Source organism: Bacteroides sp. CAG:189, from assembly GCF_000432295.1.
Taxonomy (GTDB): Bacteria; Bacteroidota; Bacteroidia; order Bacteroidales; family Bacteroidaceae; genus Bacteroides; species Bacteroides salyersiae.
Window position 1 is genome coordinate 123,145 of the sequence record NZ_HF991125.1, and the last position, 16,241, is coordinate 139,385.

9 protein-coding genes are annotated in these 16,241 nt (G+C 42.8%); all 9 read left to right on the top strand.

Going from position 1 to position 16,241, the window contains the following annotated elements; translation table 11 throughout:
• The coding region (locus tag QVP90_RS18910) for a RagB/SusD family nutrient uptake outer membrane protein (RefSeq protein WP_288204927.1) at window positions 1-845 on the top strand (845 nt) is incomplete at its 5' end.
• A gap of 50 nt (window positions 846-895) precedes the next feature.
• Complete coding sequence (locus QVP90_RS18915) at window positions 896-3,709, top strand: SusC/RagA family TonB-linked outer membrane protein (protein ID WP_005928323.1); 2,814 nt, start codon at window positions 896-898, stop codon at window positions 3,707-3,709.
• Window positions 3,710-3,721: 12 nt separating this feature from the next.
• Window positions 3,722-5,359 (top strand): RagB/SusD family nutrient uptake outer membrane protein, encoded by a 1,638-nt coding sequence (locus QVP90_RS18920; RefSeq protein ID WP_005928320.1) that lies wholly within the window; start codon window positions 3,722-3,724, stop codon window positions 5,357-5,359.
• Window positions 5,360-5,397: 38 nt separating this feature from the next.
• Window positions 5,398-5,847, top strand: a complete 450-nt coding sequence (locus QVP90_RS18925) for a hypothetical protein (RefSeq protein ID WP_264380740.1) — start codon at window positions 5,398-5,400, stop codon at window positions 5,845-5,847.
• 2 nt (window positions 5,848-5,849) lie between these two features.
• Window positions 5,850-8,135, top strand: coding sequence for a GH92 family glycosyl hydrolase (locus QVP90_RS18930; protein ID WP_021937297.1), 2,286 nt, complete (start codon window positions 5,850-5,852; stop codon window positions 8,133-8,135).
• Window positions 8,136-8,153: 18 nt separating this feature from the next.
• Entirely contained in the window at window positions 8,154-9,641 is a 1,488-nt protein-coding gene (locus QVP90_RS18935) for a T9SS type A sorting domain-containing protein (protein WP_021937298.1), read from the top strand.
• Between the two features lie 45 nt (window positions 9,642-9,686).
• Window positions 9,687-11,657 carry a discoidin domain-containing protein gene (locus tag QVP90_RS18940; RefSeq protein ID WP_021937299.1) on the top strand — a complete coding sequence of 657 codons (1,971 nt, stop codon included), beginning with the start codon at window positions 9,687-9,689 and terminating at the stop codon, window positions 11,655-11,657.
• A 114-nt stretch (window positions 11,658-11,771) separates the two neighbouring features.
• On the top strand, window positions 11,772-13,118 hold the full coding sequence (locus tag QVP90_RS18945; RefSeq protein WP_007479657.1) for a T9SS type A sorting domain-containing protein: 1,347 nt from the start codon (window positions 11,772-11,774) through the stop codon (window positions 13,116-13,118).
• A gap of 109 nt (window positions 13,119-13,227) precedes the next feature.
• Window positions 13,228-16,241, top strand: a 3,014-nt coding sequence (locus QVP90_RS18950) for a glycoside hydrolase family 2 TIM barrel-domain containing protein (RefSeq protein WP_288204928.1), incomplete at its 3' end; no start/stop codon positions are given.

The window sequence follows — 16,241 nt, forward strand, 5'->3', positions numbered from 1 at the left end:
TCCTGCTGCGCCCCGATGAAGGGAACTCAGAAGTGATATTCTGGTATAATAATGTTCCTGTAGGCTTCACCAGCAGCGAGATAAAAGTTTGGGCGCCTTCCGGCGAAGGATTCGGCGGAGTAGGTGCCGTAGCCCCTACACAGAATTTTGTAGACTTATACGAGATGAATAACGGCAAACCGATCACGGATGAGGATTCGGGCTATGATGCACAAGATCCCTACAAGAACAGAGATCCCCGTTTTTACAAAACGGTTATCTACAACGGAAGTATATGGCAAGGAATCACTGCAGAACTGTATATGGGTGGTAAACACCGTCTTTCCAAAGACAGATGCCGCACCGGATACTATGTACGCAAATATTTACCGGAAAGTTTGAATGAAAAATCATCCAATAAAGCTTATCACAACTGGATTTACTTCCGCTTGGCCGAGATGTATTTAAATTATGCAGAAGCGTTGAATGAGAGCCTTCCTGTTCCTTCTACCGAAGTGTACAATGCTGTGAATGCTGTCCGTAAAAGAAGCGGCATGCCTGCTTTACCCCAAGGTCTGTCTCAAACCGCCATGCGGCAACGTATCAAGAATGAGCGGGCGATAGAACTTGCCTTTGAAGAACACCGATGGTGGGATGTACGCAGATGGAAAGACGGGGAGACTTACTTCAACGGTCCGATGTACGAAATGGAAATCACGAAGAACAGTGACAATAGCTATACCTACAACAAAGTTGTTTTCGAAGACCGAATATTTACGGACAAAATGAATCTGTACCCTATTCCTAAGAGTGACATGGATAAAAACCCCTTATACCAGCAAAATCCCGGATGGAATAATTATTAATGATACATTTTCGAATGTGTAAATAGTATTAATTGAAAATAAGTAAGAATATGAAATATTTTATCGGGCATTTATCTTTCAGACTTTTATGTCTGGCCCTTACGATAGCTTGTTTTTCCCTTCCGGTTTTTTCGCAAAAGAGTGAAAAAGCGGTGCAGGATACCATAAAAAATAAGACAAGCAACGAAAAGTATTTGCAGACATCGGCCGTATCGACAATCCGTTATTCAGATCTGGATAAGGCATCGGCCTCCAATTTAGAGAATGCATTGACCGGCAAAGCTTCCGGATTAACGATCTTACGCAAGACGGGAGACGAACCGGGAAACAGCCTCTCGGATATTTATATACGCGGTATCGGAACATATGGACAGTTCCGTTCACCTCTCTTCTTAGTAGACGACGTAGAACGGGACATCAGTCAGATGGATATTGAAGAGATAGAATCGATTTCCATTTTCAAAGATGGTGCCGCCAATACCCGATACGGACAGAGAGGAGCCAACGGAACCGTATTTGTAACAACCAAAAGAGGAATTATCGGTAAACCCGAGATTTCTCTGACAGCTCAATACGGCTTTCAACAACCTACACGGCTACCGGATTTTTTGCCCTCCCGTGAATATGTCTCTCTTTACAACAAAGCATTACAGAACGACGGACTACCGGTACCGTCGGACGAAAAATATAACCCGGGAATTTATGACGGGACTCAGAACCCCTATTTATTTCCCGACGTAGACTGGTATTCTTCTTTTTTGAAAAACAGCACTCCCCAACAGCAATATAAGGTGTCTGTCCGGGGAGGTACGGAGCAGGTCAAATATTTTGTATTATTCAGTTTCTTAGGTAAAGACGGGCTTTATAAATATACCGATATAAATTCCGGATTTAATACGAATGTAAATTACAACCGGTATAATATCCGTTCGAATATCGATGCTGCCGTCACAAAGTCGCTGGATGTATCATTGGACCTGGCCGGAAGAATAGAAGACAAGAATATGCCTAACAGCACTTCTTCGGATATCTTCAATGTATTGTCTACAATTGCTCCCAATGCCATGCCGATCACTTACGAGGATGGGAAAATAGCAGGTACTTCGCAATACAGGCAAAATCCTTATGGAATGATTTCCCACACCGGATACCGGAAAGACAGAAACAAAGTATTGCAAGTGAAAGCACAGGCAAAACAAAAACTGGATATCGTGACAAAAGGATTGGGAGTACGTGCCATGGTTGCTTTTGACGGAGTATCGGGATATGGTACCGGTAAAACGAGCAATTATGCAACTTATGAACTACAGAGAGATAACACATACTCTGTGTATGGAGAAGACAAACAATTGTCATTGGCTCAAGAGAAATTATACGATTATTATCAATATCAACTGGCCTTTAATGCAGGTTTCTCTTATGACCGTATTTTTGGAAAACACGAAGTCTATGCCGATGCCCGCTATTATCAGTCTCAATTATTTGTACAGGGTGACAATCCCGCTTATGCGCGTCAAGGAGTCGATGGCAAACTGACTTACTGTTTTGACAAAAGATATGTCGGTGAAATCAGTTTCGCTTATGACGGCAGTGATGAATATGCACCGGGACACCGTTTCGGCTTTTTCCCAAGCATCGCCGGAGCGTGGATCATATCCAATGAATCCTTCTTCAATACCAAAGCGGTGAATTATTTGAAACTGAGAGCCTCCTATGGAGAAGCCGGAAACTGTAAAACCGGTTTTGACCGTTATGCCTATCAGTCTCATTGGTCGGGCTTTGATCAGTCCAGTGGCGGTTACATCTTCGGTAGTGGCTTTGCCTGGAGTGACGGAGCTTGGGAGGGCCGTTTGCCTAATCCCGATTTGACATGGGAAACGACCCGGAATTTAAATGTAGGTATCGATCTGGAATTATTTTCGAGCTTATCAGTCACTGTCGATGCCTTCTGGCATAAACGTTCGGATATCGTTTCGGAGAAACAGAATACTTCCTCCTGGATCATCGGTGCTCCATTCCCGTATGTGAACATCGGTACGGTAGTCAACCGGGGTATGGAAGTATCGTTGATGCATCAAAAACGTATCAACAAAGTAGGTTATTTTGTTCAGGCAAACGTCTCATTGGCAAAAAACAAGATTCTGGCAATGGATGAAGTGGAAGGTCTGAAGGAATATCAAAGGAGAACCGGAAAATCCGTAGCCCAGCTATGGGGATTGGAAGCCTTAGGTTTTTATATGAATGAAGACGATATAAAAAACAGCCCCATCTCCACTTTCTATAAAATTCGTCCCGGAGATTTAAAATACAAGAACCAGAATCCGGATGAGGATAATCACATAAACTCTTATGATGAAATACCTATAGGGAAACCGACTGTCCCGGAAGTGACCATGGGATTATCATTGGGAGTAGATTATGCCGGATTTGATTTCTCTGCAGTACTTTCAGGAGTAGCAAACCGTTCGGTTTATCTGAACAATGCGGCAGTATGGGCTTTGCAAAATAATAATAAGGTGACAGCACTGGCCTATGGAGCCTGGGAAAAAGGAGTGCGTGAATCGGATGCCACCTTCCCACGCCTGACAACAGAGAACAATCTGAATAACTACCGTTCTTCTTCATTTTGGATCAAAAACGGTAACTTCCTGAGATTAAGCAATGTGGAATTGGGGTATCAGTTACCTTCTTCCGTTTTGAGGAAAGTGAACATTAAGCAACTCCGCCTTTATGTCAATGGGCAAAATCTGCTTAGCATAGATAAATTAGGTAAATACAACCTCGACCCGGAAGTAGTAGATGCAGGCGTTACCGGGTATCCTATGATGCGTTCTTTCAACATTGGTATAAATATGAAATTTTAAATTTAGGGCCATATGAAATACATATCTAAATTATTAATCTTATCAACCTTGTTTTTAGGGTCATGTGATATTCTGGACAAGGATATAGATACAAATCTGGACAAAGACGACATCTTCACTGACGAACGGTTTGCCCAGGGATTTCTGAATAGTACCTACCGGGAACTGATTAACGGTTTCAACCGTCTGGACCACGCCATGTTCGCCTGTGCTTCAGACGAAGCGATCTGTTCTTATTCCGGCTCCGCGGTACACAGCTACAACAATGGAGCCATCACTCCTTTTTATAATCCGGAAGAAGAAATCTGGAAAACGATGTATGCCGGCATCCGCAAGACGAATATGTTTTTGCAGGAGCTGGAAACAACCATCAAAGAGGCAGGGTTGATTGATAAAAACGAACAGACCAAAGCCACTTATAAACGCATGAAGGGCGAAGCCCTGTTTTTAAGAGCCTTTTATCATTTTGAGCTGGCCAAGCGTTTCTCAAACATTCAACTGGTCGATAAGGTACTGACAGAAGAAGAGGCAAAAACAATCAAGCAGTCTACCTTTGCAAAAGCTATAGAATTTATCGTCCGGGATTGCGAAAATGCAACCACTTATTTAGATGATTTCAAAAAAGAATCTGCCGACTATGGACGCGCCACCCGGCTGTCTGCATTGGCACTGAAATCGAGGGCATTACTCTATTTAGCCAGTAAACTAAACAATCCGGATGAAGATAAACAACTTTGGAAAGATGCGGCAGACGCAGCCAAAGAGATAATGGATATACAGGTAAAGAACCCTTCGCAAGTCGGTTTGCTGAGTGCTTATTACTCCGTCTTTACCACTCCCTATAATATTGAGATTCTCTTTGCTACGAGTTCGGACAACTCAAATGAGGTAGAATTATACAATAACCCGATTAGCTATGGCGGAAAAGGATATACCAACCCGACTCAAGAACTGGTAGATGCTTACGAAACAACGAAAGGATATCCGATCGATGATCCCCGTTCCGGTTATGATCCGGAGAACCCGTATAAAGGGCGCGATCCCCGTATGGAATATTCAGTTGCCTACAATGGATTAAAATTTAGCGGCACTCCGATCGAAACATTTGTCGGTGGAAAAGACGGACTGAACAAGACGCCTACGGCAACCAAAACCGGATACTATATGCGGAAGTTCATCGACCAGAATCTGGACTTATCAAAAGACCAGAAACGCCGCCGTCCCTGGATATTGTTCCGATATGCGGAAATTCTGCTAAACTACGCCGAAGCGATGAACGAATATCTGGATGCTCCGGACCAGTCTATATACGATGCTGTCAATCTGATACGCAAGAGGGCCAAAATCCCCCAACTGAACATACGCATGAACTTATCCAAAGAAGAAATGCGTGCACGGATCAGGAATGAGAGACGAGTAGAACTGGCTTTTGAAGAACATCGTTTTTGGGATGTACGCCGTTGGGAAGAAGGACAGACCTATTTCAATCAACCTATTCACGGCATGAGAATTACGATGGAAAATGAAAAAGCTTCGTATGAGACATTCGTTGTTGAAGAGCGGGTGTTTGAACCGAAAATGAACTATTACCCGATTCCCCAGTCGGAACTTCAAAAGAACAGCAAACTGGATCAGAATCCGGGATGGTAAGAATATAATATCAGAACAAATTAAATAAACCGATGAACATGAGTTTTCATAAAATAACATCCGCCATAAGCATGCTACTGACAGTCATGCTTATATGTTCCTGCGACCGGGATTTAAATGAAGGAGTTGATTACTATTCTCCTCAGGCCGATATTGCCAGAGATACCTTTGAAGTGGCACGGGGAGAAAATGTGGAAATAAAAGCATTCATAAAAGACGAAAGCGGCATTGCCTATCTGGGGCTGGAATATGCCGACTGGAATTTGAAAGACGAAATATCCGTCGACGAAGTTTCAAGAACAACCGGATACGACTATACATATAAGATAACAGTGCCCTTGAATGCCTTGTATGAATGGAATGAAGTATATACCAAACATGACGGAACAAAATTCAATATCAAACAACGTTATCATAAGATCTCTTTGACCTGCTATGACGGGGTTAAGAACAAGAATATTTTTTATTTCTATATAAAAGTGAAGTAATTATGCAGGTAAAGTATAAATTGATTGTTTTTCTATGCTGTTTATTCACAGCATTTCAAACGAATGCTAACGGGAAAGAGCCGGTAGATTATGTAGATTGTTTCATCGGAACTTCCAATTCACGCTGGATGCTCGGCCCCTATGCACAAATGCCGTTTGGTATGGTACAAATCGGCCCGGATAACCAAGGTAATCGCTGGATGGGCGGATACGAATATGCCATTAACAGTGTTTCGGCATTCAGCCACATTCATGCCTGGACAATGGGCGGCCTGTCGATGATGCCTGCAACCGCAGATTTTACCATCGAAAATCCGGGACCGGACGCTCCCTACAAAGGGGCTAATGCCGGCTATCATTCACGTATATTAAAAGAGACGGAAAAAGCGTCTCCGGGATATTACGAAGTAGAGTTGTATGACCATCGGGTAAAGGCTGCCATGACAGCCACTACCCGTTGCAGCTTCCAGAAATACATATTCCCGGAATGTACCGATTCCAGGATTCTGATGGACCTTTTGTTCCCTACCGAATGGGATTACGGATTCTCGGTGAAAGAAGCAACTATAGAACAAGTAAGCGACACCCGGATTGAAGGATACGCCAAATGCGTATCGGGTGCTTGGAGCCGTTGGAATGATTGGACATTGTATTTCTCTATCCGTTTCAGCAAGCCATTCGACTCTTTCAATGGTTGGAAAGGCACGGAAGTAACAGAGAATATAAACAAAATTTCCGGTTCGGACGAAATGGGAGCTTACGTGACTTACAAGACAGCAGAGAATGAAGAAATCCTGATACAGACGGGGCTGTCATTAGTCAGCATAGAAGGAGCCAGGCAGAATCTGGAGAAAGAAATGATCCGACCTTTCAGATGGGATTTCGAAGCATGTGTAAACAATGCACGTCAAACCTGGAACAGCCTGTTGGGAAAGATCAAAGTAGAAGGAGGAAAAGAGCAGGACAAACGTAAATTCTACACCAACCTGTATCGTGCCTATGCAGGCAAGCAAACTTGGAATGACATAGATGGCAAATACCGGGATGCCTGTGAAAACATACAGCAGTTGAAACCGGGACAGGCCATGTACGGAGGAGATGCCTTCTGGAATTCTTATTGGAACCTGAATGGTTTATGGTCTATCGTCTCTCCGGAGATTATAGACAATTGGGTGACAACACAGTTAGAAATGTATCGACATACCGGTTGGACAAGTAAAGGACCGGCCGGCATTGAGTATTCCGGCATCATGGAAGGCTCCCACGAAGTTGCCTTGATGGTAGCGGCCTATCAGAAAAAGATACGTAAAGACGGGGATGCCATTTACGAAGCCGTTCACAAAATGGTAACGAATCCCGGTGGCGAACATCCCTGCGGAGGAACCTACGGTCAGATCGATCTGGATGCTTATGCTCGATACGGCTATATGCCCAGCGAGATAAATGTGGTATCCAAGACACTGGATTATGCTTATGATGACTTCTGTGTATCACAATTGGCAAAAGCACTCGGTAAGAAAAAGGATGCCACCTTTCTGGAAAAGCGTTCCATGAACTATAAAAACGTATTTCATCCCGAATACAAGTATGTATGCCGCAGAGACTCATTGGGGAACTGGGACGATCAGTTCGATGTATTCTCCAATGCCGGTTTCATTGAAGGAAATTCCTGGCAATACTCCTGGTATGTACCTCATGATATCAAAGGACTGATAAAACTGATTGGAAAGGAAAAAGCATTGGAACGATTGTCCGACGGATTTGAAAAGTCGAGAAAACACAATTTTGCCGCACACGTATTCGACCGTACCATGGGGCAATCGGCCGAGTTTTATATCAATCAGGGAAATGAAGTGAATATGAACTCTGCATTTATATTCAACTATCTGGATAAACCTTCTTTATGCCAGAATTACACAAGAGAGATACTCGACCGGTTCTATGGCGACTCTCCCTATAAAGGCTGGGAAGGAGATGAAGATGAAGGTCAGATGGGCGGCTGGTTTGTCATGTCGGCTATGGGCCTGTTCGAAATGGATGGGGGCGTAACTGCTGATTCGGAACTCGATATAACCTCTCCTCTATTCAATAAGATTACCATTGCTCTGGATTCCCGCTATTATCCGGGTAAAGAGTTTGTGATAGAGGCAGTGAATAACTCACCTGAAAACCGCTATATCCGTAGTGCCCGGTTAAATGGAAAGCTGTTAAAGAATTTCCGTATTCCGTTTAGCGCATTGGTGAATGGCGGACGATTGGAACTTGAGATGGGTAATGAACCTTTATAACATACGAAAGGATTGATTATGAAAGTGATAAGATTTATTATTTGTTATTTGTTGCTTGGGCATACTGCCAGTCTGGTAGCTGCCGATACCGGCGATAGCCGAACGGACGAAAGAAATAGAATTGTTGTTCTCACCCGTTTCCAAAATGATCCGGACTTCGAAGAACCGCAGAGTTATTATGAGGAGTTCTTTAACGGTCCGGGCGAAATGTCGGTACAATCTTATTTCAAGGCCCTGTCTAATGGGAAATTGAAAATAAACTCTTCCATTTTCCCAATGAACGAACCAACGTCTTCGGAACACTCTTATGAATTGAAATACTGTTTTTACTGTTATGACAGTGACTGGTCAAAAAGTTTTCCGGAATGTAAAGGGAAAGATATCAGTGCAGGACTTGCAGACGTTTCAATCGGTTTTATCATAAGAGAACTTGCAGAAAAAATAACTTCACAGGTAGACGGCAATCTATACGACCGGGACGCCGATGGATATATAGATGATTTCGTAATGGTTTTCCGAGGCGGAAGCCGTGGCACGGACAAAGGAGTACATTCACCTCAGAATGGAGAACTGTCCGAACGTTTTATAAATGCCAACGGAGATATTGAACTGGGAGGAAAGAAAATAAAGAAATATACCATTCTTTATGAACGTAGCTCTCTGGCCACTCATTGCCGTTTCTTACTGAACGAACTGGGCTTCCCTTATCTGTATCGCTCCCGTTCGGAATATCCCCGCCCTGTCGGCATGTGGGACGTGATGGACGGGCCGGAACTGACTCTTCCGTTGGTATACAACCGTTGGAAATATTCCGGAGGTACATGGGTAGAAGATATCCCGGCTATCAGAAGCCATGCTACCTACACTTTGAATTCTGCCGATAAACCGGAAAAGAATGCTTATAAGATTCTGACAGATGATCCGACAGAATTCTTTGTTTTAGAATACCGTAACAACCAAAACGCTTATGAAAGGCATTTGCCCGAGTCCGGATTATTAATTTACCGGGTACATACTGATAAAAACGGTTCCACAGAGCCGGTTCCAGAGTTTTATGTATTCCGGAAAGACGGAGAAATCGACCAGGCCGGTGATCTGAATGAAGCATTATTCTCGGATATAAACGGAAGAAACATATTTAGTGCAACTTCCAATCCCTATCCTTTTATTAGTAATGGCGACCGGGCGGATATTGCAATCTCCGATATAAAAATAGAAGGAGAAACACTGACATTCACTACGGGCGATCTTCCGAGTTCAGTGGAAGAAATAACATCTTCCAAACAACTGAAGCTATACTATGCTCCCGATACAAAAAACTTATCGATCTCCGGAGATTGGGAGCATGTCAGTATCAAAAATCTTTCGGGTATCGATTTATTAACCGAACAGAACACTTCGGGAGACTATTCACAATCTATTAGTTTACAAGAATACCCAAAGGGAGTTTACCTGATTGTTGTCAATAAAGACGGGCACAACGAGACAATGAAGATTGTATTGTAAAGCTGTATCCATTCAATTTTATAAATAGAATTTAATCAGAATAGTATGAATAAAATAGGTTATGCATTACTTATTGTTTGGGGGCTGCTCCCGTTAAACACGGTTTGCAGCACAAACACAATTCCTTTTGTGGGAGTATCTGCCAGTAATTCGGACGGTATCATGCTCTCAGAGAATTTAGTAAACAATTCGGGGTTATCGGAAAATTCGGCCAACGCTTTTCACGACAATGCTTCAAACGGTTCTACCATGTGGTGTAGCAGAACAGGAGTTTTAGGAGATGTGAAACTGACATTTGACCTGAAAAAATCATATCATTTACAGAATCTGTATATCTGGAATTTCAATCAACCGGACAATCTGAATAAAGGAGTGAAGAATATGCGCATTGAATATTCCACAGACAAAACGAATTGGACTGAGTTACCGGCTCCGGCAGAGCCCGGTTATACGATGGACGCATCTTATCCGTTTCAGTTGGCGCAGGCTTCGGGTACGAGCGAACTGAAAGCGACTAATTTGAATGATGGGAAAAATTCTCCGATAAACTTATCCGGTGTACAAGCACAATATGTCCGTTTTCTTATTTCAAAAACGATAAACAACGGTAATTGGGGTGGAAATGCCTTCGGATTGAGCGAAGTGCTGTTCACTACCGACGACGAGATCGATGATGCGTTAAAAGTCTCCGTCGATTTTGGCCAAGTGAATAATACATGCGGAAATATGCTCTTCGGAGGATGCCAGAATCCATCGCTCCCTCATTCCCATAAAATATTACCCCAGCTGACGGATGCCGGTTTCAATTGTATCCGTTGCGATATGTGGCTTGAAAAAATCTTACCGGCAAATATTACCTATCAAGATTACATCAATAACGTCAACGATGTACAAAACCCCGATACATGGGATTTTTCGGATTTAGAACTGGCAGTCCGGGCTAAGAAAAGCGGCATGAAAGTAATGATGATCATTGCCTATTGTCCGGGATGGCTGGCATACAACGGTACCAGTAAAGGGGTTCCTATGGACCTCGATGTTTATGCCGATATTGTGCGTAAGGTATATAGCCGTTATCACAAATATATAGACTGGGTAGAAGTATACAACGAACCGGGATATTTCATGACCATTGATAAAAGTCCTTATGCATCGGCCGGTGCGGCATTGGCAGATATCTATATGACCTGTGTAAAGGTGGTACGGGAAATTACGCCGGATATGCCGATGGGAGGAACCTCTGTTGTCACTCATTCCGACGGTGGAGTCGGTGGCAGCACCAATCGTGATTTCTTCGCGGATAAACGTATAAACAAGGATAACTTTAATTTTTATTCTCATCATGTATATGGCGATTATGGCATTCCTACGGAACAGGAAACTGTAACAAGAGTCAAAAATCTGTTAGGGAAATTCGGATACGCCGACCTGCCGGTTTATTTCACCGAATGGAGCACATCTATCAGTAACGCTGCAGACTCCATAACCTATACCGGCTCAAAAGCACACCTCTTTGTAGCCAACTGTCTCGTCAACTGGATGCGCGACGGGCTGACAGGAGCCATGCATTGGAATTATTTGCAGGCATTTGCCGAAAACGGAACAACAGAACAGGAAATTTCATCGGATGCACACGGGCTTTATAGTTGGGACGTTCGAAGCAAAGAAGGAAAACTACTGCCCAAAGCATATGTATTTACTCTACTTTCCAAAACACTCGGATTGGGAAAAGGCGAAAACCGCGTTGTACAGACCGATTATGCAGAAGCAGCAGAGCATTTGAATGTACTTTCAATCATAAATGCTGAAGGAGAATACTCCACAGTCCTCATAAACAATCACCAGACACCTATAAAAGTGACCCTTTCTTCCAATTCAGACCATTCGAGAATCGAAAAGCATACAGTAACTTATACCGAAAAAGGAATAAATGGTGAGAATATTATTTCCACTGATAAAAAAAGTGTCATAACCCTCGCTCCAATGTCTGTAACGGGCATAAAATACATAAAATAAGTAGGTTGTTACCAGGTAGCGAGTGAATGTTACAAGTGTGAATCTCCGTTTTTCTATTCCTCGCTACCTTGCAGCCGTTTTCAAAACAGATTGTATAACTTTAAATAACTTATCATGAAAAGGAAAATTATTACTTTATGTACAGCGTTGTTTGCATTAGGTATTCATGCACAAATTTCTACCCCCATGTGGGAAAACTTCGAAGGCAGTTCTTTAGTATTGGAAAACATTACTTATGAAGGAACCGGAAGTGAAACAATGGGTGTTGAAGAAAACCCTCAGAAAAGCGGAATTAATAAATCGGAAAAATGCTTTGCCCTTACAGCAACCAACCAGCATGACTGGTGGCACAAACTACACATCGCCCCGGCAGAAGGAGAATACTTTATGCCGGCTTCCGACAAGCACGTATATCTTCATTTTAAGATGTATCGCACCCGAATCGGAGATGCCAGTGAAGTGCATGTTTATGACGAAAAAGGCACACAGGACGGACATTTCCAAGCACAATTCAATAATACAAAAGCAAATTGCTGGGAAGATTTTGTATTTGATCTGACCTCTTATGTCCAGGCAGGCAAGGGAATCAGCAAAATTGTCATACAACCCGAATTACAATGGAACGGTCCGGGTGCCGTACCGGAAACCAAATATTTATTGGATGATTTTCAGTTGATGGATTCTTCCTATCCGGATGGAGCACAAATACTTGAGATTACAGACATCGCGAATTTTGATGATCCGGACATGACTGCAAAAAATCTGATGGAATGGAGTTCGATGGATCCGAATGCTTCTTGCACGGTAGTCGATAATCCGTCTTCTGAGGCTGTAAATTTAACAAAAAAGGTTTTGTGTTATGATAAGCCGGCATCTGCGGTTTGGTGGCATGCTTTGCAACTGCCTATCAACGGCTTGGTAAAAGCCGAATATCCGAATACCAACCTGCATATAATGATGTATACCGGCGGGCAGACAGTACGAGTAATTGTAAAAGACCATATGGGTAATCAGGCCAGATCCGAATATATGCCTTATGACGCTACCAGTTGGGAGGACTTTGTATTCGATATCTCTGAATTGAAAGGTGAAACAATCTCTGCAATCGAATTCCTGTTTGGCTTTAATGGAGAAGATAACTGGGATAATCCGGCTGGAAAATTCTACATTGACGAAATTATTTTAAATGACGAATTTGATGCACGCGAAGAGGTCAGCACCGGTATCAATGAATTAAAGGATAACAAGAGCGGCATAGCTGTATACTCCACCGACGGAAGCATCTATGTCAAAGGAAACAACCTGAACAAGGTGGATGTGTATACAGCAGCCGGAACCCTTGTTGCAGAAAAGGCAGGAAACATGAATGAATGTTCTATGGCATTGCCTCAGGGTATGTACATTGTAAAAATACAAACGGTAAATGGAGAAATTGTAGCAAGAAGTATTGTAAATAAATAGTATAAAGTTTTATCAATAGGTATGAATACTCCCTGATACATAAGTAGCGAACTATATATTCATGTATCGGGGAGTCTTTTTTAGGGTCAGACCGTTTAAACAGAGAAGAATGAAAGTCATTAGAATTTTAATATACATCGCATTATCCATTGTATGTACCGCCCTGTCCGCACAACAGAAAGAGTATGAAAATCCTCGCGTGACAGGAGTAAACAGAGAGAGCGGACGTGCAACATTCTGGTACTATTCGGATAGAACCGAAGCACTGAAAGGTGGTTATGAAAATACCCCGGATAATATACTGTTGAATGGCAAATGGAAGTTTCATTTTTGCGAAAAACCGGCCGAACGCCTGGTAGATTTTTACCAGACAGGATTCGATGTATCGCAATGGGACGATATTGACGTACCGGGCAGTTGGCCCTTACAAGGATACGACAAGCCTCTATATATGAATCATCCTTACGAGTTCAATTATATAGACCCCTACCCGTATCGGGTTCCTACGGAATGGAATCCTGTAGGAGCGTTCCGACGTGTAGTACATATTCCCGTTGCCTGGGAAGGGAAACGGGTGGTGTTGCATTTGGGCGCTGTCAAGTCTGCCTTTTATGTTTGGGTGAACGGACAAAAGGTCGGCTATTCTCAAGATTCGAAAATGCAGGCAGAATTCGATATCACCTCTTATATACAACCGGGAAGAGAAAATGTGATTGCCATCGAAGTCTATCGCTTTTCGATCGGCTCTTATTTAGAATGCCAGGATTTCTGGCGGTTGGCAGGCATCAAAAGAGATGTGTGGCTGTATGCCACCTCTCCGGTATTCCTGAAAGATTTCTTCGCTATAGGCGATTTGGATGAACAATACAAGAACGGGGAACTGGAGTTGAACTATACACTCAAAAATACCCAAAAACGCAAAACATCAGTCAATGTCTCTTTTTCTTTACTCAACAAGGAAAATAAAGAGATCTGGGCAGAGCAGCAAAAGATAGTGTTGCCCGGACTGAAAGAACAAACTATGAATCTGAAGCAGGTGATCGAAGGCTGTTCACACTGGACAGCAGAAACACCCAATCTATATACATTGCTGATCGGTGTCGAAGAAGCGAACGGCAATACGACATACAGTTCATGTAAAGTAGGATTCCGTAAAGTGGAAGTAGCGAATGCACAACTTCTGGTCAATGGAGTTCCTGTTTACATCAAAGGGGCTAACCGACATGAGCACCATCCTAAATACGGACATTATATTCCTCGTGAGACGATGGAGAAGGATGTCCGATTAATGAAACAATTTAATATCAACGCAATTCGCACTAGCCACTATCCGTGCGACCCTTATTTTTATGAGTTGTGTGACAAATACGGGATTTATGTTGTGGATGAAGCCAATATCGAATCGCATGGTTTAGGGGCGGCTCTACAAAATGTAATAGATCCGCAAAAACATATCGCTTGTGATCCGGAGTGGACAGACATTCACCTGGATCGCATGAACCGTATGTTCCAAAGAGATAAAAACCATCCGTCAGTCATTATCTGGTCTATGGGTAATGAATGTGGTGACGGAGTCAACTTTGTCAAAGGCTACAAAATGTTGAAGGCACTGGATAAAAGCCGGTTAGTGCAGTTCGAACAGGCCGGAACATTACCACATACGGATATTTACTGCCCCATGTATATGAAAGGGGAAATGATGAAAAATTATGCCTTATCGCCGGATGCACGCATACCTCTTATCCAATGCGAATACGCCCATGCAATGGGCAACAGTCTTGGAAACTTCCAGGATTACTGGGATTTGATAGAAACTTATCCGGTATTACAAGGAGGCTTTATATGGGACTTTGTAGATCAAGGAATGGATGCCTATCACAATGGAGTGCATTATTATGAATATGGTGGCGGATTCGGACAGGAAAAGATCCGTAACGACGGTGCATTCTGCATCAATGGATTATTCTCTCCGGACAGAAAACCCAACCCGCACGCGTATGAAGCTAAAAAAGTATTGCAGAGTTTACGGGTACGAAAGAGTGGACTGGGAGAAAAGGTCTTTAAAGTCACGAATACATTCTCATTCACCAATGCAGATAAGTATCAGTTGACATGGAGCCTTTTGCAAGACGGACAAACTGTAGAAAACGGTACCATACCGTTCGCCCTTGCTCCTCATTCCGCCGGATTATTGACCATACCCTATCAGACAGCCCTTTCTGACTGTCATGAATATTTCTTAAACGTTGAATTCAAGTTGAAAGAAGCGGAGGATCTGTTACCCAAAGGTTGGACAATAGCCTATGATCAGATCGCTTTGAATCATCCGGTCAGAAAAATAACTGTCGGTAATACTTTAAACAAAACATTGACCTATCAAGAGAACGATACGATAATCGATATAAAAGGAGAACGCGGATTAAACCTAATCTTCGACAAACGGAAAGGAGGACTGAGTTCTTTTCGTTATGAAGGCTTCGATTATCTGAAATCATCTCTTGTTCCGGATTTTTGGCGTGTAAATACCGACAATGACGATTGGGACAGCGAGAATAATGTCTGGAAGAATGCTATTTCCAAAATGCAAATATTGCAAGTTACGGTAGAACCTACCACTGCCGTTTCTAAAAAGGAGAAAAAATACGAACAGATAAAAGTGCACGTTAAAACACAATTTACCGTTTCGGAAAAGCCGCAGCATACCATTTTCTTCGATACGGACTACACTGTACATGCCGATGGAAGCATCCGGGTAGATAACTATTTTACACCGAATTATTACAACGGAGAATCCAATATGTCCATACCCAGAATTGGCCAGGTAGTGAATATGAATTCTGAATTATCATTGGCTCAATGGTACGGCCGTGGTCCTTGGGAAAACTACTCAGACCGTAAAACCTCCGCATTAGTAGGGGAATACGAAATGCCCGTCAGTGAACTTCCTTACAACTACATCCGTCCTCAGGAGAATGGTTATCGCACGGATGTCCGGTGGCTGAAATTAAAAAGTCCCGATGGGCATGCACTGAAAATAACGGGTGAACCGATATTCTGTTTTAACATTCAGTTCACCGGGCAAGACGGATATTTCACTAATGACGGCGCCCGGATGCGCTCTTC